Here is a 21,509-nt window from a genome sequence, read left to right on the forward strand (position 1 = left end):
TGCGCCGAGCGCGTCGGCGGCGCTGCCGATGGTGGCGCCGACCGCCTCATACGCGCCGTCGGGCTGGCTGGCGCCCAGGCCGGCGCCGGCCTGAATCACCACCTTGTGGCCCTGGGCGACGTATTTCTTGACGGTCTCCGGAGTGGCGGCGACGCGAGTCTCGCCGTGGAGTGTTTCCCGTGGAATACCAATTTGCATATTCGATTCCCTTGTGTCAGGCCAGCGTCAGCCCGCCGTCGACAAGCAGCGTCTCACCAACCATATAGGAGGCCAACGGCGAGGCCAGGAAAACGGCGACTCCGGCGATCTCGTGTGGCAAGCCCATGCGGCCCAGGGGCACGCGCGAAAGCGTTGCATCGAGCCGCGCCGGCGAAGCCGTGGTGACCTTGGTGAGCTTGGTATCGACCAGTCCCGGGGCAATGCCGTTGACGCGAATACCTTCGGCTGCCCAGGCTTCGCCCAGCGTGCGGGTCAGACCCACCACGCCTGACTTGGATGCGGCGTAGGCCGGGTTTCCGCGCACGGACCGGAAGCCCGCGATCGAGCTCAGCGTAACCAGGGAACCCTGGCTCTCGCGGAGCATTGGCCGGAACTTTACCGCGCACGCCATCACGCTGGACAGGTTAACGCTCAGGACCCGGTCAAAGGCTTCCATTTCGAACTCGGCCCGCTTGTACAGGATGGTGCCCTGTGACAGCACCAGCGCATCCAGGCGCTGGAAGGCAGGCTGCACAGCGTGGATGGCGGCCTGGTCGGAGACATCTACCTGCGCATAATGCAAACCGGAGAGATCAGAGCCGTCGTCGGCGCTGTAGTCCGCCGCGCGGGCACGCGTGCCCCAGGCGTGGACCTCTGCGCCGAGTTGCCGGAATGCCTGGGCAATGCCGTTGCCGATGCCGCTGGAGCCTCCCACCACCAGCACCGTCTTGCCGGTGAAGTCCAGGAATCCGGCAAGGCCGGGCTGCGCGATAGGGGTCGGTGTTGAATTCGCCATGATGCTGTGATGTTGGAAGAAGTGCCGGTCAGCGCGAATGCATTTGCAGATGCTTCCAGGCCATTGCCGCGACCGGCCTGGCCAGCTTCCCGGTTTCGAGCGCACGCGTGGAAGTCGCGGTGCCATCCGACGCCCGCTTCATGATGCCTTGCAGGATGCCCGCGGTGCGAAACATGCTAAAGGCGAGGTAGAAGTGCCAGCCCTGCGCAATCTTGCGTCCGGTACGTTGCTCATAGGCACGCCGATAGGCCGCCTCGTCCGGGATACCCAGGCTGGCGGCGTGGACGCCTGCCATGCCCCGGAGCGGGCCCGGTTCGATATGCCAGCTCATGCAGTGATAGCTGAAGTCCGCCATCGGATGGCCGAGGGTCGAGAGTTCCCAGTCGAGCAGCGCAAGGACACGAGGCTCGGTCGGATGGAAGATGAGGTTGTCGAGCCGGTAATCACCGTGAACGATGCAGACCTGCTCCTCCGCTTCGTGCGGGATGTGCTGGGGCAGGCATGACATCAGCGCATCCATCGCCGGGATGGATTCGGTCTGGGAAGACTTGTACTGCCTGCTCCACCGCTCGATCTGTCGCGAAAAATAGTTGCCTTGCTTGCCGTAGTCGCCAAGGCCGACAGCGTTGTAGTCGACGCTGTGCAGCGCAGCGATGACCCGGTTCATCTCGTCGTAGATGGCCGCGCGCTCGTGCGGGGCCATGCCGGGCAGCGACGGGTCCCACAGCACGCGTCCTTCGACATGCTCCATGATGTAGAAGGCGCGGCCGATCACGGTCTCGTCCTCGCACATGGCATAAGTCCTCGCCACCGGCACATCGGTGCCGGCAAGGGCGGCCATGACACGGAACTCACGCTCGATGGCATGCGCCGACGGCAGCAGCCTTGCCCGCGGCCCGGGCTTGGCGCGCATGACGTAGGCCTGGCCCGGCGTGACCAGCTTGAAGGTGGGATTGGACTGGCCGCCGTTGAACTGCTCGATGGTCAGCGGGCCGGCGAAGCCCTCCACCTGCCGGGCCATCCACGCCTGTAGCGCAGCGGGATCGAACCCGATGGCTTCCGTCACCGGCCGCGTGCCGGCGAACGCGGAAAAGTCCATGCTCATTTGGGCCGTCTTGTTCATCGGGCCGCCAGCATCGCCGACAGCGATGCCTCCTTCTTCTGCGCGCGCTCCAGCGCACCATAGGCGTAATACATCACGACGCACATAAGCGACCACGTGAGGCACGCGAGAATATAGAAAATGGCGTGTTCGTCGTCGCCGGGAATCTTGTAGAAGTCGTAGATGGTGGCGATGGCCTGCGATGTCAGCAGGACCACCAGTACGCCGAATGCATGCAGGCCCTCGCCGGCGCTCAGCAATCTCCAGGTGAAATAGGCCAGATACACCGAGAATGCGGACCACATCGCTACGTAGAAGTACGGCCTGGGCTGCGCCATGAAGTCGGCCGACACCAGCACCGCCGTTGCCGCCATGGCGGCGGCAAAGAACAGGACATCCGACAGGATCGACGGCTTGTAGCGATGCGTGACGGCCATCAGGCCGGCGGTGGCGATCACCGGGATACCGAAGCCCCGTGAGAACGCATCCAGGAAGAACGAAATGCGATAGGAGATCTGCACACCGCCCAGAAAATAGAGCAGGGCGTTCGATGCCGAGAACGTCACGACCAGCCACTCGAAACCGAGAAGGTAGTTGCGTTTGCCAAGGAACTTCAGGCCAAAGATCGACGATGTCGCCATCAGTGTGGCCAGCGAGAAACAGAGAATGAACAAGCTTAGTTCCATCACGACTCCAGAAATACGTTATCCAGCGGGAAATCCATCACTTCTTCTGCGGAGCAAGGCTCGCGAGGTAGGTCGCCATCGCCTTGCGGTCCTGCGCTGACGCTGCCGTGGCTATGCGCTTCATCATTCCCGTGGGATCGCTGCGAGCGCCATTGGCAAACGCGTCGAACTGCGCAAGCAGGTAGTCATAGCCTTGCCCGGCGAGGCGCGGGAATTGCTCGCGTCCCATCAGTTGCCCACCGTGGCAAGCGGCGCAATTGCCCTGTGCCACCAGTTGCCTGCCCTTTTCCCGCAAGACGGCATCCGGCGTGAAGGTCCGGTTGTCGACGGCAGGTTGCCGGGCAAAGTGATCGGCCAGGTTGTTGATCTCGGTCTCGCTCATGGTCATGGCCAGCGGCCCCATGATCGGCTCAGGCCGCTCGCCGCTGGCGAACTTGTGGAGCTGGGCCGCCAGGTATGGCGCCGGTTGCCCTGCCAGGCTTGGATAGCCCTGATGCGCAGAATTGCCCCTGACGCCGTGGCACGCGATGCAGGCGTCGGTCACGTGTGGCCAAGGTCCGTTATTGGTCTCGTAGGCCGCCGCGGACGCCGAGATGTAGCGATCAAGCCGATAGAGTCCGAGCAGGTCGGGCCCGAACCAGGCCAGCAACCCGGCAACGATGGCGCCGGCGGCGCCCAGCAATATCCGTTTCTTCATCTCTGCCTCCTAAGCGCGACGCAGCGCGTTGAGCGCCTGGAGCGCGGCCTGGTGACCCGATCGCACGGCGCCGTCCATGTAGCCGGCCCAGATCTCGGCCGTCTCGGTGCCGGACCAGATCAGCTTCCCGCACGGTGGGCGCAAGGCCGCGCCGTGGGCGCTCCAGAAGCCCGGCGGGATCGCGGAGACGCAGGTGATCGTCCATGGATCGGCGCGGCCCCAGTCGTGATCGTGGTAAGACACCGGGGACAGGGCTTCGCGGCCAAAGGCACGGGCGTACAGCGCCGTCAGGAATTGCTGCGCGGCCTTGTGTTCCGACGGGACCTGCGCGTTCGAGATAAAGGCGTTGATGACGCCGATCTCTCCCTCGGGCGGCGAGTTGTCGAAAGCCCACAGGATGGGCCCGTTCACCTGGAAGATGTGTCCGTTCAAACCCTTGTCGCGCCAGAACGGCCGGGAATAGACCATGGCCGTCTTCCGCGCCGGCGAGTGCGCGGGCCAGGCCCGTTGCAGCGCGGCACGCGTTGCCGGCAGCGGCGGATCGAACTGAATCTGCTGGCACAAGGGTGGGCTCAGGGCCATGATGACCTGCCGGGCGCGCACCTCGCCATGGTCCGTGTGCAGCGTGACGACGTCGCGGTCCCAGCCCGAAATCCGTCGGACCGGGCTCGACATGCGCACCTTCCTGCCCAATGCCTGTGCCATCCTGGTGCTAAGGATTTGCGAGCCGCCGACGAAGCGCGTTTCCTGCGCGCTATGCTTGATGCTGTCGAGCTGCATGTAATCGCAGGCGGCCGAATTGATCATCGAGAGGAAATGCAGCATTCCCATCTTGGCCGGCATCACGCCGCCGGAGAGCGCGATGCTCGCATTCCATCCAGTGCGATCCTCCGGCTTGATGTTCTGCTTGGCCAGCCACTCGCCGACCGAGAGCTGGTCCAGCTCGGCCGCCTTCGGTGACTTCCACGGCGCGCCGGCGGGGACTTCGCGCGAGAGCTTGCTAAGCTTGTTCCCGATCGCCTCGTCGCTGCCGAACGTGCCCTTGAGGTCCATCTCCAGGCGGCCGTCGCCACCGAGGATGACGGTGTTGCCCTTGTAGTAGCTCGGAAATGTGCCGACATCCAGTTCACGCGCAAGATCGGCCACGGCGGTCTGGCCGGGGCCGATCCACTGGCCGCCAACCTCGGACACCTGGCCCGAACCCACGTCGTAGTTTAGGGTGCGCCCGCCAACACGGCTGCGCGCCTCGAGCACGACGAACGACTCGCAGCCGGCATGGCCAAGGTCCCGCGCTGCCGTCAGTCCCGCCAGGCCCGCGCCGACAATGGCCACATCGACGACGTCTCCCGGCTTGCCGGCATGTGCCAGCCCTGGGCTCAGTCCGATACTGCCTGCGGCAGTCGAAACACCTGCCAGCTTGAGCAGTTGCCTGCGCTGCGTATTGATTGAATGCTTCACCATGGTGTTTCGCTGTTTCCAGTGCCTCATTGCGGGTCGAGCGTGAACCTGCGCGCGTCCTTCCCGCCTCTCATGCTTCTGTGCCTGACAGCCCAGACCAGCCCGCGCAGTGCCTGTTGATCAGCCTTTTTCACGGCGGCCGTGCATTGCTCCAGGACTTCCGCTTCCGGGAACAACATGAGCTCTGCCGCGCTCCCGAGGACCAGCGCGATCTCGAATGGCGAGCCCGCCGCGAGCGCGTGCCGCAGCAGGCTCGACAGCCGGCGTTAGATGCCGGCGCCGTTGGCGCCATCCATGCGAATGCGTGCGACCGAGGCGCGGATCCGGTGGAGCAGTTCGCTGGAGCCGGGCTGCCGCCCCCATGCGGCTGCGCTTGCGCTGGAACATGTGGTCATGATTGCTTCTCACTGCAAAGAGCTGCTTGGTCTGGTGCGCCCGGGCCGACCGTGGTGACGGCCGGCGTGCGGCGCCTGCCCGGACGCTTACTCGTGCGCCCAGCCGTTCTGGTAAAGCCTTCCAGCCAGCACGCCCAGGCGCGAGGCGAGGACGTAGTTCTCGCCATCCTCGATCAGCGCGGAGCGCACATCGCGGAAGAGCTTCTCGATCGGGAACTCGCGCGTGGTGCCGTTGGCGCCGAAGAGCTGGAAGGCCTCGTGCGTGATCTTCATCGCCTCTTCGGTCACGCTGACCTTGGCCTGCGCGGTCGCGTATGGATGGCTCTGCGGCGACAGGCGCGCGAACGCCAGGCTGCGGCGCGCGATGGCCCGCGCCATCTCCAGCCGGCGCAGCATCTCGCCCACGCGCAGATGCGTCATCTGGTGGTCCATCAGCAGCGCCCCACCCTGCTTGCGCTCGTGGCAATAGGCCAGCGCCAGTTCGAAGGCCGCGCGCGCCACGCCGACGAAGACCTGGCACATATGGGTGCCCGCGAACGACCAGGTCGAGGCCAGGTTGCCAAGGTAGTCTTCCTGCAGCGCAATGGCGAAGCGCTTCGGCACCCTGACGTTGTCGAAATAGATCTCGCCTTGCGGCAGCGAACGCTGGCCGATCTTGTCCAGCGGCTTGCCGCGCGAAATTCCCGGCAGGTCGAGCGGCAGGATCAGGCCGATGCCGTTGGTGAACCCGCCCTGCTCCCCAGTGCCATGGAAGCCGTCGCCGTAGTCTGCCGCCATGTAGGCCAGCGCGACCTGCGCCACCGATCCGTTCGACACCCAGGCCGAGCTCTGGCCGTTGATGATGATCTCATCGGCACCGACCTTTGCGGTGACGTTGCCCACCGGCTGCTTGCCGCCGGCGCTCAGTTCCTCGCGGTACAGGATCGCGGCATCGGAACCGCGGTCGGGCTGTGTATTCATCCAGCAGCCGATCTTGCCCGCACACATCTCGACCAGTTCCTGGTTGCCGAGCGATTGCGCCATCGTCAGCGGCATGGTCGCGGCGCCCAGCGAGACGGCCAGGCCGGCATCGCCCCACCCGAGCTCCTCACCGATCAGCGATTCGATGCGAACGGCAACCTCAGGCGGAAACTGCGCGATCAGCCGCGGGTCGAGCCCCAGCTTCGCGCTTTCCATCATTGCCGCCCAGTATGGCGATCCGGGAGCGATGACCTCCTCCGGCGTCATGCGGTCAAGCTCCTTGCCAACCGGCCGCAGGACATCGCGCGCAAAGCGATGGACGGTCTGCTGGATCGCGTTTTCCTCTTCGCTCAACGGCGTCTCGAAACCGGTCAGGCCGACTGCCGGCAACGCCGCGGTCTTGTTCAGTCGAATCATCTCTGTCTCCTTTCTTCGTGGACACAAGCGACCCGCATGATTTCCGGACCGGCCGCTCATCTTTTAGAACATGATACAAAACATAGGTCATGTTGCCAAACATGAGGACATAAAAAAAGGCAGGGTAATCCCTGTCTTCTCCGCATCCTGCAACGATGGAGTGATCGCTAGCTGGCCTCTTCGGTCGATCTCTCCCCCAGCACGATATGATTGACCGTCGCACGAAATACCTCATCGAGCCCGCCCGGGTAGGCGCGCTTGCGGCGCCCGGCGCCAAGCTGCAACGCGAGACCATCGGCCAGCGCGATCAGCAGCGAGGCTGCGTGCAGGCTATCGGCGGTCTTTAGCTGTGGATTCACGGCACGCACCAGTTCCGCAATGCCGCGGGTAAGCGTGTCATACCACTCGTCGAACATGCGCGCGCACTCGGGATCGGTGGAGGCGAGCGAAACGAAATGCCACCACAACGCCGAATCCTTGACGTTCCTCGCGTCGGCAAGTGCCTTTTCCAGCAGCGCGTCGAGCGCCTCGCGCGGCGACAGGCGGCTGTCCAGCGCGCGCTTCAGGTCTTCGAGATAGGCGTCGATGATCGGCGCCATGATGGCGCGCAGCACCGCCTGCCTGGTCGGAAAGTAGTACTGGAGATTGCTGATGCTGATACCCGCGCCAAGGGCCACGGCGCGCAGCGAGAATTCCAGGCTGCCGCCTTCCAGCAAAAGCTTCCTGGCCACGCGGAGGATGGCATTGCGCGTGCGCAGGCCCTGGGCCCGCAGCCCTTCGGGATCTGCTCCGGCGGACGCTGCCGTCGCTGTGCGCCGCTTCCTGGTGGTGCGCTGTTCCGTAGGCACTGTCATCTCTTCTGCCTTGAATCAGGGCCTTTCGGCACTGGGAAAGGATCGCGCCAGCGGGTCGCTGGGCGGGCGTCATTATAGCTGACGCCCGTCGGGGCGCATGGCGCCAGAGGCTCTTCGGCGGCGCTTCCCTCCCTTGAAGATAGCAGTGAAATGGCATGCCGCCGCACCCTACCGGAGCGCGGCTTCCCTCACCTTGCGGTTCACCCGGTCGTCCAGCATATTGGCTACGCCCAGCGCGGAATTGACAGCGCACCACTGCAGCGGTTCGGGCAGCGTTGACGGCGTCTTGTGGCGCAGCGCCGCAAGCAGCGTATTCTCCGTGCCGCAAATCCGCTCGGCCAGCAGCAGTCCCATCAGCGACTGGGTGCCGACGCCGTGCCCTGAACAGCCGGCGGCATAGAGAATGTTGCGCTGTTCGCCGGCTTCGCCGACCACGGGCAGCGCGTCGTAGGCGAAACTGATATAGCCGCTCCAGCATGACCGGATGGCAAGGTCTCCCAGCATCGGAAGCCGCTGGTGCAGCCCGTTCGCCAGCGCCCGATAGGCTGCCTCGTCCGGCACATTCGGCGTCTGCCTGCCGTAGACGTAGTGCAGCCGCTTCGTCGTTGTCACAAGCGTGTTGCGCGCGGTCAGGCGATGGCTTTCCATGGTCCAGTGCGCCGTCACGATACCCTCGCGCCGTGGCCAGCCGAGCGACGCCAGTTGTGCCGCGGACAGCGGCTCGGTCTCGAGCGCCGACACCCGCAGCGGCATCACCTTGTTGCCCAGCAGGCCCAGCTGCGGCGTATAGGCATTGGTGGCAAGAACCAGGAATGGCGCAAGCGCGCGGCCCCGTTCGGTCTGCACCGTGACGGTGGGGCCGTCGGCCCAGGACAGCACCTTCGTGTTCTCGCAGATCCTCACCCCGGCACGCAGCGCCGCGCGGCGCAGTCCCATCACGTACTTGCCCGGATCGAGCGTGCCACCGCCTGGCAGGTAGCAACCGAACAGGAATGCCGGCGGTATGCCGCGCGCGCGCATCGCGGCGTAGTCAAGGAACTCCCCAGGCGAGCCGAGTGCCACGCCGGTCCGCAGGCTCTTGCGCAGCTTCTTCTCCTGCGAAGGATGAACCCCCGCACGGATGATGCCCGAGGCGTTGTAGTCGCAATCGATCCCGAGTTCGGCAAGCCTTCGCTCCACGTAATCCACGCCGTCATCGTAGAAGCGGACGATCTGCTTCGCCTGCGCGTGTCCCATGCGCCTGAGGAACAGATCGTACTCAAGCCCTTGCCCGCCCGCGAGATAGCCGGCGTTGCGACCACTCGCGCCAAAGCCGGCAAAGTCGCGCTCAAGGACGATCACCTTTGCGCCGCGCGCAGCCAGCTCCAGCGCGGTGGACAGCCCGGCAAAGCCGGCGCCGACAACGATCACGTCCGCGGCCGCCTCGCCCTCCAGTTCCGGCTGCAGGTCATCCGGCGCCTCCACCCAGCCGCCGAGCGGGCGATACACCGGCCGGCCCTGCCTGTCGAACCCAGTCATGCCTGTCTCCTTCAATCCTTGCTCAGGATATGGACGGCGAGCGCCGCTTCTTCGACGCCCTGCAAGCCCCCGCCGTTCTCCTGGATCGCGTGACGCGCGCCCTGCACCTGCCGCACGCCGGCTTCCCCGCGCAACTGGGTGACCAGTTCATAGAGCTGGCCAATGCCGGTCGCGCCCAAGGGATGGCCCTTGGATTCGAGCCCGCCCGAGGTGTTGATGGGGATCCGTCCGCCCAGCGTGAACTCGCCGCGCTCGGCAGCCGGCCCGCCCTCGCCGATTGGCACCAGGCCGAGGTTCTCGGCCTGGATGATTTCACCCATCGCCGAGGCGTCGTGGACTTCCGCGACGTGCATGTCCTGCGGGCCCAGGCCGGCCTGTTCATACGCCTGGCGCGCGGCCAGGTAGCCGATGTTGCGTTCCGGCGCATCGATGGGCCGGTGCGTGAAGCTGCGAATCACGCTCGCCGCGACCCGGATGCATCGGCCGCGGTCCGCGCCGATGCGCCGCAGGCCTGCCTCGGTGCAAACAATGGCGGCCGCCGCGCCGTCCGAGACCGGCGCGCACATCGGCAGCGTGATCGGATACGTGATCGGAGGCGCGGCAAGCACCTCGTCGATCGTGAACGGCCGGCGGAACTGCGAGTGCGGGTTATGCACCGAATGCCCGTGGTTCTTCGCCGACACAGCCGCGATCTGGCGCTGTGTGGTGCCGTAGGTCTTCATGTGATACCGGCACAGCGCGGCATAGATCTTCATGAAACGGCTGTAGGGCTTGTCGGACTCCGATCCGGGCGGTGGCTCGATCCCTTCGCCCAGCGTTGCCAGCGTCGCGAAGTTCTCTTCGACGCGTGACACGTCCCACCCCCCTTCGAACAGCGCAAATGACCTGGCCTTGTCCGGAACGTTCATCTTCTCGGCGCCGATGGCCAGCGCCACGTCGCACGCCCCGGCCCTGAGGTGCTGCACCGCCAGGTGAACGGCGGTGCTGCCCGAGGCGCAGGCGTTCTCGACGTTGAACACCGGAATGCCCTCGATCCCGGTCTTACTGAAGACGACTTGTCCAGGAACCGACAACTGGCCCTGCAGCGCGCCGTTGGTGATGCCGGAGTAGAACGCCGCGCCGATGGCGCCGGCGGTGCAGCCGGCGTCCGCCAGCGCGCCGCGCAGCGCCTCGCCGGCAAGGTCCTCGATGCTGCGCTCGGGATGCCGGCCGAATACGGTCATGGCGATGCCGGCGATGTAGATATTGCTCATAGCTTGTCGTTCCCCGAAAACCCGATCAGATCTTGCGTTGCAGGCCTTGCCAGTATTGCTCGCGCAGGTCTTTCTTCAGGACTTTGCCGACCGGGCTGCGCGGCAGCGCGGCGACGAAGTCCACGCTCTTGGGCGCCTTCACCGAGCCTAGCTTCTGCTTGCACAGGCCGACCAGTTCGTCCGCACTGACGTTGTGGCCCGCGTTCAGCTCCACCACCGCCTTCACCGCCTCGCCCCAGGTGTCGTCGGGCACGCCGATCACCGCGCAGTCCTGCACCGCCGGATGCGCCCAGATGACCTGCTCGACTTCGCTCGGATAGACATTGAAGCCGCCGCTGATGATCATGTCCTTCTTGCGGTCGGTGATATGCAGATAGCCGTCCGCGTCGAGATGGCCGATGTCGCCGGTGTGCAGCCAGCCGTGGACAATGGTCTCGGCCGTCTTGTCGGGCGCCTTGTAGTAACCCTTCATGACGAGGTCCCCGCGCACGCAGATCTCGCCGCTCTCGCCCTGGGGCAGCACCTCGCCACGGTCGTTCAGGATCTCGACGCGAATCAGCGGGTTCGGCCGGCCAACCGAGGACAGCCGCTCGTCCGATGCCAGCCGTCCGCCGACGAAATGCTCGGCCGGCGTCAGGTAGGAGATCGACGCCGGCGCCTCGGTCTGGCCATAGCCGCCCGCCATGACCGGGCCAAACACTTCGATCGCGCGCTTCAGCTTCTCGACCGACATCGGCGCGGCGCCATAAAGGAAGCACTTGAGCGAGGAGAAGTCCTGCTTCGAGATGCCGGGGATGTCGAGCAGACGATAGATGACAGTGGGCGGCAGGAAGAACTCCGTCACCCGGTGCCGCGCAATCGCGCCCAGCACGGCCGCGGGATCGGGCTTGGGCAGGACCACCACGGTGCCGCCCCGCGCGGTGCAAGGCAGCGACAGCATCCCGGCCGTATGCGTCATCGGCGCCGCGGCGAGGTTCACGGGGCGCTCCTCGCCCTGGTAGGGGAACGCCGTCATGAACTGCGCGAAATAGGTCTGGTAGGCGCGGTGCGTGTTCATCACGCCCTTGGGCCGGCCCGTGGTGCCGCCCGTGGCCGACAGGGTCACGACATCGTCCATGTCGTAGTCGACCACCGGTGCGCTCGACGGCTGGCCCGCGCTCCACGTCGCAAGCGACGGCGCCCAAGGCAGGTCGGCGTCGATGCACACCCAGAGCTTCACCTTCGGCAGCCCGCCACGCAACGCATCGATCACCGGTGCGAACGCCTGCTGGAAGAACAGCACCTCGCAGTCGAAGGCATCGAGGATGAACTGGTTCTCGTCGGGCGCATTGCGCCCGTTGACGGGGATATACGCCATCCCCGCGCGCCATAGCCCCAGCGCACAGCCCCAGGCCGTGACATCGTTGTCCGCCCAGACCGCGCCCTTGGTCTCCCTGGCGAGCCCTTCAGCGAGCAGCCCGTTGGCGATGCGGCACGACAGGTCGCCGATCTCCCGGAACGTAAAGCTGCGCTCGTCCTGGATATAGGCGATGCCGTGCGGATTGATGCGCAGGCCGCGGTCAAAAAAATCAATGATTGCCATCTCAGGCTTTCCTCACTCTCTGCGTGTTCTGACGAATTCTGTGAAGTTTTTTTTTAAGCCATTCCCTGCCCTGAGGCGGGCAAGGAATAGCGCCGAACCGGCAAGTTACAGGTTGGACACCGTCGCGCGGGCCAGCCCACGCTGCTCGAGGAAACCGAGCAGGTAGCGATGGCCGAAGGCCTTCGAGCCCGACGCAAAGCCGACGCGTGCCGTGTCGCCGTCAAGCAGCTTGATGACCTCGGCAGCCTGGATCGCGCCCGTGGCGATGTAGGGCGTGATGCCGTGCACGGTCGCGCGCACCGAGGCGAGCTGCCCGCGACCGATGGCAAAGTCCACCGTGCGCTGCAGCGTGGTGCGTTCGCGCGGCGGCATGGCCGGCGTGGTTGAATCGACCAGTTGCTTGAGCACCGCATCCTGCTGCTCGGGCGGCAGGTGCTTGTATTCGGACTCCCACTTCTGGCCGATCGCATGCACCATGCGCATGGCGTTGTTGTCGTAGAAGCCCACGCACGAGGTACAGCTACGCACGCGCGGATCGTTCTCGAAATAGACCGGCAGCGAGGTGCCGCCCCACGGCAGGCAGAACACCGGCTGCATGAACGCCGGGTCGACGATGTTGAACGACGCGTCAGGCGCATGGCGCTCCAGCTTCTTTTCCCACAGGAAGCACGCTTCCTGTCGGTAGCCTTCGAAGATGGTCGCGGTCGAGCCGACGCTGACCCCGGCGCCGCCGCGCGGGCCGCGGCACAGCGCGGCGGTCTCGAGCGCGTCAACGCCCGGCGTCTCCAACGCGAGCTCGGCCGCGATTTCCGAGAACGTGTACATGTAGGCGTTCGACGGGGACACCAGCAGCCCGGCCTGGCGATACTGCTCGCCGAACTCGTCGCGGACCTGGCGGATGTAGTGCTGCTCGCCGGCCGGGTCCAGGTAGTGGCATCCGGCCTTGAGCGCCGCCTCGACCGCTACCATGCCGAAGCGGAAGAACGGTCCGACCGTGCTGCACACCACCTTGGCGCCACGGAAGGCCTTGACGAGCGAGTCGACGTCGTGCTCCGCCTCGATGATCTCGTACTCCGCCGCTTCGAGGCGGACGACACGCTGCGCCATCATTTCCCTGGTCCGGCCCGCATTGCGCGCGACGGCGGTGAAGGGAATGTTCTGATCGATCAGCCAGTCCATGATCAGCATGCCGGTGTAGCCGCTTGCGCCATAGATGACGACGGGGTGTTTTGCCATGATTGTCTCCTTGAGAGGATGGGCAGGTTGGTTCTGCTCGGTGAATGAAGGTGTTGCAGTGCCGCCTGTGCGCGAAGGTCTATCGCTGCGCCGGGCCGGACGCCGGTAAGGGGCCGGTCATCGACACCACCAGCGCGCGCGCGCCGTCAGCAAGCACCGCTGTCAGCGCCTCTTGCCCGGCGCGCTCCGTGCGCGCAAAGGTCTTGCCGTGGTCCGTGCTCGCGAGCACGGTGCCGCCCATGCCGACGATGGTCACGCTGCCGTCGGCGAGCTCCGCGACCCCCGTCAGCGACTGGGTTGTATGCGCGTCGACGGCTTGCCACGTCTTGCCGTCATCGCTGCTGCGATAGAGGTGACCGCGCATGCCACAGACGAGCAGCGTGCCGTCCGAGAGCGCAAGGCCGTGCCAGAGCGAGCCCTTGCCTGCGGTGGTCGTGGCTTCCCATGACTTGCCCCGGTCGGTTGAGCGGTAAATCGTCCCGCCCTCGCCGACGACGAACAGCGAGCCGCGGGCGGTAGCGAACATGTGCAGCAGATGCCGGTCGGCGCTTTCGCCTGACGCGATCGCCAGGTCGGTCCAGGTCCGGCCTGCGTCGTGTGTCTCGATCGCCCAACCGTACAGGCCTACGGCGATGCCATGCTTGAGGCTGTCGAAGTGCATCGCCAGAATCGGCTGCTCGACGCCGGGCGTGGCGCGCAGCAAGGTCCAGGTCTCGCCGCCGTCCTGCGTGGCCAGCACCACGCCATCGTGGCCCGCCGCGTAGCCGTGGCGGGCGTCGATGAACTGGACCGTGGTCAGCAGCGTACGGACCGGAACGGTTTTCGCCTGCCGGAAGCTGACGCCGTCATCGGACAGCAGGACCACGCCGTGGTCGCCGACCGCGACGACGCGCTTCCCGGCGCGCGCGGCTGCCAGCAGCGGCGCAGTGGCCGCGTTCGAAACCTGCCGGGCCCGTTCCATGGCCGGCCAGGGCGCGGGTGCCGTGGCCCCGGCGGCTGCTGCCGGCAACGACAGGCATGCCATGAGCGCGGCAAAGGGCAAGTATCGGAGCGGGCTCATCAAAAGGTGGCTCATCGTTGTGTCCTAGTGCTTCAGAATTTCCGGCATGTACACCGGTCCCCGCCGCGGGAAGAATTTCTCGAGCATCGCCGCGAAGGCGGGCAGCAGCGTGATGGCCATCACCATGTTCACGATGAACATGAAGGTCAGCAGCGCGCCCATGTCGGCCTGGAACTTGAGGCTCGAGAACGTCCACGTGGCCACGCCGACCGACAGCGTGATGGCGGTGAACACGGTGGCAAGCCCGGTCTCCTTCATCGCCAGCTCGAGTGCCCGGGTGAACTCCAGGCCGTGCGCAAGCTGCACCTGCAGGCGGTTGTAGATGTAGAAGGCGTAGTCCACGCCGACGCCGACCGCGAGCACCATCACCGGCAGCGTCGCGACGGTCAGGCCGATCTCCAGCTGCTTCATGAACCAGTAGCCGATCCACGTCGCGACGGTCAGCGGCAAGCAGCAGGCGATCATCGCGCGCCAGTCGCGATAGACCAGGAACACCAGGATCAGGATGGCGGCGTAGACGTAGAGCATCATCGGCAGCTCGCTTGCCTCCAGCACCTCGTTGGTGGCGGCCTGCACGCCCGCGTTGCCGCTCGCCAGGCGCACGTGCACGCCGTCGATCCAGTTGGCGTCGCGGAAATCCTTCACCGCCTCCACCACGCTCTTGATCGTCGTGGCGCGGTGGTCCGGCAGGTAGAGGTTGACGCCCTGCACGCGGCAGTCGATCGACGACAGGCCGGCGATGCGGTTGTTCACGCCCTGGAACTGCGAGCCGAGGCCGCGCGGGTCGCGCGTCACGGTCGCCATCTTGGGGCTGCCCTCGTTCATGCCGACGTTGTAGAGCTTGAGCTGCGCGGCCAGCGAGTCGGTCGACACGACCCCGGGCACGCTGCCCATGCGCCAGGCAAAGTCGTCGATGAACAGCAGCTCGTCGGCGCGCGAACAGACTTCACCCTTGTGCTCCGGTCTCGCCTCGAACACGACGGTCAGCCAGTCCAGGCCCACGTCGAAGCGGTCGACGATCGCCGCCACGTCGAGGTTGTAGCGCGAGTCCGCGCTCAGTTCCGGCGCGCCCGCCTGCAGGCTGCCGATGTGGCGCCCCTGGCTCTGCCATACCGCCAGGCCGAAGACCACCGCACCGGCAAGCGTCACCATCGCGGCGTTGCGCGGCCGCGCGATGCGGGCGATGGCTTCCAGCCACACGTTATGGCGCTCACGCCGGGCCAGGGACCGGCGCGCGAACTCCGGTGAAAAGCGGAAGTACGACGCGGCCACCGGCAGCATCATGAGGTTGGTGACGATCTTGTAGCCCACCCCGATCGCCGCGGTCAGCGCCAGCTCGCGGATCATCGGAATCGGGATCAGGAGCAGCGTGACGAAGCTGACCAATGCGGTGATCAGCGCAAGCGAGCCGGGAATCAGCAGGCCCGTGAAGCTGCGCCGCGCGGCCATGGCGGAATCGGTTCCCTGCGCAACTTCACGCACGATGAAGTTGATCTGCTGGATACCGTGCGAGACGCCGATGGCGAACACCAGGAACGGCACCAGGATCGCCAGCGGGTCAAGCCCGTATCCGAGCAGGCGCAGCGTGCCGAACTGCCAGACCAGCGACACCAGCGAGCACGCGAGCGGCAGCAGCGTCAGACGGATCGAGCGGCAGTACCAGTACACGGCAAGCCCGGTGAGCAGGAAGGCGATGGCGAAGAAGCGTGCCACGTCCGCCGCGCGGTCGGCGATGTCGCCGGTCTGCTTGGCAAACCCGATGATCTGGATCTCGAGCTTGTCATTCTCGAACGGTCGCCGGATCTTCTCCTCCAGCAAGCGGTTGAACTGGATATAGTCGAGCTTCCTGCCGGTGGACGGGTCGACATCACCAAGCTCGGCTGTGATCAGCGCGCTGGTCTGGTCGCGCGCGACCAGCGTGCCGATATGGCCGCCGGCGGTAGTACGCTGGCGGACCATGCCGATCACCTCGGCGGACAGCTTCTCCGGCACGACGTCTCCGCCGGTCACCGCCTCGGCGCGGAAACCGTCCTCGGTGATCTCGGTGAAGAAGACGTTCGGCGTCCACAGCGAAGTCACGCTCGCCCGGTCCACGCCGGGCAGGTAGGTGACGGCTTCGGTTACCTTGAGCGCCTGGGTCAGCGCCTGCGCGTTCCAGATGTCGCCGTCGCGGGCATGGACGGCGATGGTCAGCCGGTTGGCGCCAAACAGCTGGTGGCGGTACTGCTCGAAGGTCTTGATGTACTCATGGCCCTGCGGCAGCTGCTTTTCGAAGCCGGCTTCGAGCTCGAGCTTCGCCCCCAGCACGCCCATGACGGCCGTGAAGCCCGCCAGCAGCAGCAGGAAGGGAAGGCGATGCCCGAACAGGGCACCTTCTAGACGGGTTAACAGGCGTGCAAGCATCAGAAGGCGGTGGTCATGCTGAGGGAAAAGAAGTCGCGGTCGCGCAGCAGGTTGCTGCCGCTACCGCCCCAGTTGTGGGTGTAGTCCAGGCGCAGCCTGGTTTCCGGCTTGGTCTTGAAGTCGATGGTCGCGCCGATCACCGCGGCGCCCGCGCCCTGGATGAAGCCCGGCAGCGCCGTTGCCGAATAGCCACCGATGCCCTGCATCACGGCGATATCCGGCGACAGCGACGCACGCGTGCCGAAGATGTTGGGATAGGTCACCGACGCCGCCAGCACCATGCCCGCCGAAAGCTTCGTCGGCAGCTTGTAGTCGGCGGTGACCGCATACGGGATGCCGGCGTTGAGTTTCAGCTTCGGGTAGTACGCCAGCGCACCCTCAGCGGTGAGCGTGCCCTCGCTGGCGCCCAGCGCGCGCAGCAGCCAGCCGAACGATCCCGATGGCGACATGATGTGGATGCCGGTCAGGTGCAGCTGGTAGTGCTGCGTGTCGACCCAGCCCTTGCAGCTGCTGCCGACCGGCTTCACGGTGAAATCGGCCAGCGCATTGCAGTAGTACGGGTTGCCCGGATCGATCACCGCGGTGGGATCGATCGCGACGCCATCGCTTGGCCGATAGGAAAGCTCCGTGCCGATCACCCATTCGCCCGCCTGGAAGTTGTACGACAGGCCGAACAGGTCGCGGTTCTTGCCGTAGTCGAGCGACGCCTGCCAGCCGAAGGGATTGGCCGTGGTGGTGCCCACCTGGTAGCTGACGAACGGCACCTTGTCGCTGTAGTGCTGGTAGTAGAAGCCGAGTTCGTTGCCGCTATCAGGGAACTTGTAGCGCAGCGCGAGCCCGCCCTGCCCGGCATTGGTCGGCTTGTTGTCCGGGCCGCGCGGGATGAACGTGCCGGCGCCAAGCAGCGGCCCCACCGGGTTGGCGCCGGGGTCAGCCAGCTCGCCCGCGCTCAGGCGGCGGTTGTAGGGCAAGCCGGTGGCGGGATTGATGCCAACGATCCGGGTGCCGTTGTCGCCGATGGTGGCGCGCGGAAACGGCGGCAAGCCCGCGGCGCCCAGCGCCGCATTGACCGTCGAGGTCGGGATATAGAGGCCGCGCCCACCACTGCCGACGAAGTCGCTGGTCGAGAAGAACGTCCCGGGTGCATCGAACACGAAGCTGTTCCACCTCCACTGGTAGAAGGCTTCGATGCCCAGGTCCGGACCCAGCGACGAACTGGCCGAAACCATCGGCGACGGGATGAACAGGTTCTTCAGCGGCGTGCCGGGCTGGTGCGCCGACGGCAGGTAGATCGGGTTGATCGAGTTCACGCCGCCCGGGATGTATAGGTTCTCACCCCAGCTCAGCACCTGGTTGCCGACGCGCACGCGTGCCTGCTGGTCGCCGACCTCGAACTCCTTGGTCACGTAGGCGTCGAGCAGGCGCGGGTTGCTGGTGGCAAAGTTGCGCGCCGACGGGTCGAGGTCGCTGCGCCGGGTATGGTCGACCGCGAAGTCGTAATTGATGACACCGCGCAGCAGCCCGCTCCAGCCGTCTGAAGCCTTGACGTACAGGTCGCTGGTCCACTGCGCATTGGCGGAGACCGGCTGCCAGCGCTTGTAGTTCAGGTTGCCGTCGTCCTGGTTCACGCGCAGCACGTCCAGGCTCGACGAGAACGCAGCCGGGTTGCTTTGCTGCAGCGGCGTCGGCGCGTCGCCGACGCAACCGCCGTTGTCATTGCCGACGAAGCTGCAGTTCGTCTTCGACGTGCGCACCGCCACGCCGAACGACACCGTCGAATCGAAGGCGACCTGCCAGCCGTTGTCGAGCGTCCATTGCGCGGCGTGGACCGCTCCTGCATTGGCCCCGGCCAGCACACCGGCGATCGCGGTGCAGACCAGCTTCCGGTCCAGTTTCCTTGCACTTGCACACCTGCTTGCATTCGCACTCGCCCTGCCGATCGCCCCGACAACCGGTCCCGCGTGATCACGCAGTTTCATGATGGCCTCCCCGTGTTCCCGTTTGATCGCTTAGCGCGTGGTGAAGCGGCGCAGCCCGTCCGGCTCGAAGGTCTTCTCCTTCAGGCGTCCTTCGCGCGCGGCCAGCCAGTCCGGCTCCTTGCGGCCCGCGACCACGCGGTCGAGCACCGCGCGCCGGGTCTGGTGGTCATAGCTGGTGTTGGCTGCCCATACGCAGGCCGGGATTTCCCAGGCCATGTACGGGCCCATCTCGGTCGTGCGCCAGACCTTGCCCTGCGCGTCGTACATGTCTTCCACCAGGATGGTCCAGGTGTCCTCGTCGAGATAGAACACGCGCTTGGGGAAGGTATGGCGCATGCCGGACTTGAGCGTGGCCTCCACCACCCACATGCGGTGCAGCTCGTAGCGCGCGTGGTCGCGGCTGAGGAACTTTGGCTTGACGACATCCTCGACCTTGTTCGCGGAGGAGTTGACGCGGTAGGTGTTGTACGGGACGTACATCTCCTTCTTGCCGGCCAGCTTCCAGTCGTAGCGGTCCAGCGGGCCGTTGAACTGCATGTACTGGTCGACCGTCAGCAGGTTCTCCGTATTGAGCTGCGGCGCGTCGTACTGGTACGTCGGCGCGCGGCGCACGCGGCGCTGGCTGGCGAAGTACAGCCAGACGTCGTTGGCCTCGGCGAACTTGTACTGCGTGAGCGTGGCATCCCCGGCGATCGACGGCGGGCTAGTGAAGGTGTTGAGGTAAAGGCTCTCGATGCCGCGCGCATCGGCGACGCCCTTGTTCGACGGCGACCACATCGGCGACATCTGCCATTCCTCCTGGCCGAGCGGCTCGCCGATGCCGTCGCTGCCTTTGGGCGGGATATAGCCGGCGTAGCTCATCTGGAAGCCCTCGCCCTTCCAGTGCAGCTTGTGGTTCCACATCGCTTCGACCCCGCTCTGCGGGATCGGGAACGGCACGCCCGCACCGAGGGCCTCGGCCAGGTTCTGGCCGTTGTCGGCGAGCCTGGCGCTCGCCGCATTCTTCTTCGTGCGCTCGTAGTAGAAGTCGGGGAAGCCGCAGGATCGGCGCGTCGTGTAGACGTCCATGCGGTAGCCCGGGATCGTCTTCACCATCTCGACCTGCCCGGGGGCGAGCTTGTCCTTGTATCGGTCGACATTGGACGCGTCGATCGACAGCAGGCGCTTGTCGTTCGCATAGGGGTCGGGGCGCGGCGTGCCGGGCTTCCAGCCGCCTGGCGCCTTCATGTCGCCACCGGTCCATTCCGGAATCGACCCATCCTTGTTGCCGGCGCGCTCGGCACCCACCGGAGTGAGGTCCTTGCCGAGCCGCGCCATCTCCTGCTCGGGAGCGGCGGCGTAAGCTGTGCCGCCGAGCGCAACGGTCGCGCTGATCAACCACGTCGTGTATTTCATCTGTGTCTCCTACCACCAGGTTCAACCGGTAACTGTCCCGGCTTCTTGTTTTTTTAAACAGAGTGCCCAACATAGGACACTATGACAAAGATAGGGTGCAAAAAAACGGCAGGACGCTGCCCGCCGGGACCGGCTCAGGCTGCGCCGCAGCCCACCACCGCAACCGCCTGGATCTCGATGCAAAGCCCGGGCAGTGCCAGCTCCGTCACGCCGACCGCAGTCCAGGACGGATAGCGGTTGGGGATGTACTCGTCCTTCACCCTGGTGAACTCGGCGAGCTCGCTGCGAAAACTGGTGTGGTAGGTCGTCAGCTCGACCACGTCGGCCAGGCTCGCGCCGGCGGCCGACAGCACCGCTTTCAGCGATTCGAAGGCGATCCGTGCCTGTGCCTCCATCCCTGCGGCCGGGGTCATGGTGGCGTCGACGCCGACCTGACCGGAGACCCAGACGGTGTCGCCAACGCGGGTCGCGGGTGAAAAATGGAGGGCGTTGTACAGCGCCTCGGTGCCGGGCGGAATGATGGACTGTCGGTTCATGGTGGGAGTCGTCATGTCAGGGGGCCCTGGCTTAGAAGATTTGACGGAAGCAGGACGCTCGGAACGGATCGCCCGCCTTCAGCGATGCCAGTTCTTCAACAAACAGCACGCCCGCCGGCGTGAAGCCCGCATCGCTGTGCTCGGGCAGCGGACTGAAGACCGCATCATCGCCAAAGAAGCGCATCACCAGCGTGTGGCGATCGGGGAAGTCGGGGTCGACGGCGCCGCCCCCGTGCAGCACGCCGGGATGCAGCAGCAGCACGTCACCGGGCCGGGTCGCCCAGGAGACGATGTCGTAGGCATCGGGATTGGCACGGCGCTCGGCCTCGATATTCGGCAGCCGCGGCCAGGCGCCACCACCGTGCAAGGGTTCGGTGGGATCGTCCGGGTTCTGGAAGGTGCTGCCGTCGTGGCGCGTGCCGAGATGCGAGCCGCGGACGATCTCCAGCGCGTTGCGCTTGGGTACCGCTTCGAAGCTGATCCAGGCGTTGGCAAAGTGCTTGCCGGCCCAGGGCAGGTAGGAGGTGTCCTGGTGCCAGGGCGAGCGCCCCGCGTTGCCCCCCGCCTTCAGGAACAGTTCCTCGGCGAAATACCAGACGTGCTCGGAGCCCCACAGGTCGGCAAACAGCCTGCCGAAGGGCAGCGCGGCGGCCAGTTCATCCAGCCTGCCCTTGGCAAAGGGATTTGCGTTGTCGACATGCGACTTCTGCACCGAGCCGTCGAACAGGCTGTGCGCGTTGGGACCGGGATTTTCGATGCCCCAGTCGAACACCTGCCGACACAGTGCCAACTGTTCCGCATTGAGACAGCCTTCGATAAGGACGGCCCCGTCCTCCGCGAAAGCCGTGCGCTTGGATTGATCCATGGGTGAACTCCTGTCGTTCCGTGGCCGATTCGTTAATAGGCCAACACACCAAAGTTAGGTAACTATGACAAAGATAGAAAGAAGAAAAAAGACAGGGTATTCCCTGCCCGAACGGGCGA

18 protein-coding genes and 1 pseudogene are annotated in these 21,509 nt (G+C 65.7%); all 19 read right to left on the reverse strand.

The window, feature by feature from the left end:
* A pseudogene (locus MKD50_RS27520) lies at nt 1-198 on the reverse strand (NAD(P)(+) transhydrogenase (Re/Si-specific) subunit alpha); the annotation flags it as partial.
* A gap of 16 nt (nt 199-214) precedes the next feature.
* Nucleotides 215-994 (reverse strand): SDR family NAD(P)-dependent oxidoreductase, encoded by a 780-nt coding sequence (locus MKD50_RS27525; RefSeq protein ID WP_115699197.1) that lies wholly within the window; start codon nt 992-994, stop codon nt 215-217.
* A gap of 28 nt (nt 995-1,022) precedes the next feature.
* Complete coding sequence (locus MKD50_RS27530; protein WP_115702359.1) at nt 1,023-2,099, reverse strand: phosphotransferase; 1,077 nt, start codon at nt 2,097-2,099, stop codon at nt 1,023-1,025.
* A gap of 14 nt (nt 2,100-2,113) precedes the next feature.
* A complete protein-coding gene (locus MKD50_RS27535; protein WP_115699198.1) occupies nt 2,114-2,782 on the reverse strand; it encodes a hypothetical protein in 669 nt (222 codons plus the stop codon).
* A gap of 37 nt (nt 2,783-2,819) precedes the next feature.
* A complete protein-coding gene (locus tag MKD50_RS27540) occupies nt 2,820-3,479 on the reverse strand; it encodes a c-type cytochrome (RefSeq protein WP_115699199.1) in 660 nt (219 codons plus the stop codon).
* Between the two features lie 9 nt (nt 3,480-3,488).
* The gene (locus MKD50_RS27545) at nt 3,489-4,940 is read right to left on the reverse strand and encodes a flavin monoamine oxidase family protein (protein WP_252669555.1); all 1,452 of its coding nucleotides are present in this window, start codon (nt 4,938-4,940) and stop codon (nt 3,489-3,491) included.
* 263 nt (nt 4,941-5,203) lie between these two features.
* Nucleotides 5,204-5,332 (reverse strand): hypothetical protein, encoded by a 129-nt coding sequence (locus MKD50_RS30680; RefSeq protein ID WP_256503905.1) that lies wholly within the window; start codon nt 5,330-5,332, stop codon nt 5,204-5,206.
* 87 nt (nt 5,333-5,419) lie between these two features.
* Entirely contained in the window at nt 5,420-6,709 is a 1,290-nt protein-coding gene (locus MKD50_RS27550; protein ID WP_252669557.1) for an acyl-CoA dehydrogenase family protein, read from the reverse strand.
* 167 nt (nt 6,710-6,876) lie between these two features.
* Nucleotides 6,877-7,563 carry a TetR/AcrR family transcriptional regulator gene (locus tag MKD50_RS27555; RefSeq protein WP_115699203.1) on the reverse strand — a complete coding sequence of 229 codons (687 nt, stop codon included), beginning with the start codon at nt 7,561-7,563 and terminating at the stop codon, nt 6,877-6,879.
* 168 nt (nt 7,564-7,731) lie between these two features.
* Complete coding sequence (locus MKD50_RS27560) at nt 7,732-9,081, reverse strand: NAD(P)/FAD-dependent oxidoreductase (protein ID WP_115699204.1); 1,350 nt, start codon at nt 9,079-9,081, stop codon at nt 7,732-7,734.
* Nucleotides 9,082-9,092: 11 nt separating this feature from the next.
* Entirely contained in the window at nt 9,093-10,334 is a 1,242-nt protein-coding gene (locus MKD50_RS27565) for a thiolase family protein (protein ID WP_115699205.1), read from the reverse strand.
* A 25-nt stretch (nt 10,335-10,359) separates the two neighbouring features.
* On the reverse strand, nt 10,360-11,916 hold the full coding sequence (locus MKD50_RS27570) for an AMP-binding protein (protein ID WP_115699206.1): 1,557 nt from the start codon (nt 11,914-11,916) through the stop codon (nt 10,360-10,362).
* Nucleotides 11,917-12,021: 105 nt separating this feature from the next.
* Entirely contained in the window at nt 12,022-13,152 is a 1,131-nt protein-coding gene (locus MKD50_RS27575) for a saccharopine dehydrogenase family protein (protein ID WP_115699207.1), read from the reverse strand.
* Between the two features lie 79 nt (nt 13,153-13,231).
* Nucleotides 13,232-14,227: a WD40/YVTN/BNR-like repeat-containing protein gene (locus MKD50_RS27580; protein ID WP_240987416.1), complete on the reverse strand. Its 996-nt coding sequence runs from the start codon at nt 14,225-14,227 to the stop codon at nt 13,232-13,234.
* Between the two features lie 9 nt (nt 14,228-14,236).
* Complete coding sequence (locus MKD50_RS27585; RefSeq protein ID WP_252669559.1) at nt 14,237-16,615, reverse strand: efflux RND transporter permease subunit; 2,379 nt, start codon at nt 16,613-16,615, stop codon at nt 14,237-14,239.
* Nucleotides 16,615-18,594 (reverse strand): DUF1302 domain-containing protein, encoded by a 1,980-nt coding sequence (locus tag MKD50_RS27590; protein ID WP_252669561.1) that lies wholly within the window; start codon nt 18,592-18,594, stop codon nt 16,615-16,617. The genes MKD50_RS27585 and MKD50_RS27590 overlap by 1 nt, the downstream gene beginning before the upstream one ends.
* Before the next feature lie 30 nt (nt 18,595-18,624).
* Nucleotides 18,625-19,989: a DUF1329 domain-containing protein gene (locus MKD50_RS27595; protein ID WP_115699210.1), complete on the reverse strand. Its 1,365-nt coding sequence runs from the start codon at nt 19,987-19,989 to the stop codon at nt 18,625-18,627.
* Between the two features lie 134 nt (nt 19,990-20,123).
* Complete coding sequence (locus MKD50_RS27600; RefSeq protein WP_252669563.1) at nt 20,124-20,525, reverse strand: RidA family protein; 402 nt, start codon at nt 20,523-20,525, stop codon at nt 20,124-20,126.
* Nucleotides 20,526-20,556: 31 nt separating this feature from the next.
* Nucleotides 20,557-21,390: a phytanoyl-CoA dioxygenase family protein gene (locus tag MKD50_RS27605; RefSeq protein WP_115699212.1), complete on the reverse strand. Its 834-nt coding sequence runs from the start codon at nt 21,388-21,390 to the stop codon at nt 20,557-20,559.
* Nucleotides 21,391-21,509 lie beyond the last annotated feature (119 nt).

This window comes from Cupriavidus mimosae (assembly GCF_023952485.1).
GTDB classification, from domain to species: domain Bacteria; phylum Pseudomonadota; class Gammaproteobacteria; order Burkholderiales; family Burkholderiaceae; genus Cupriavidus; species Cupriavidus taiwanensis_C.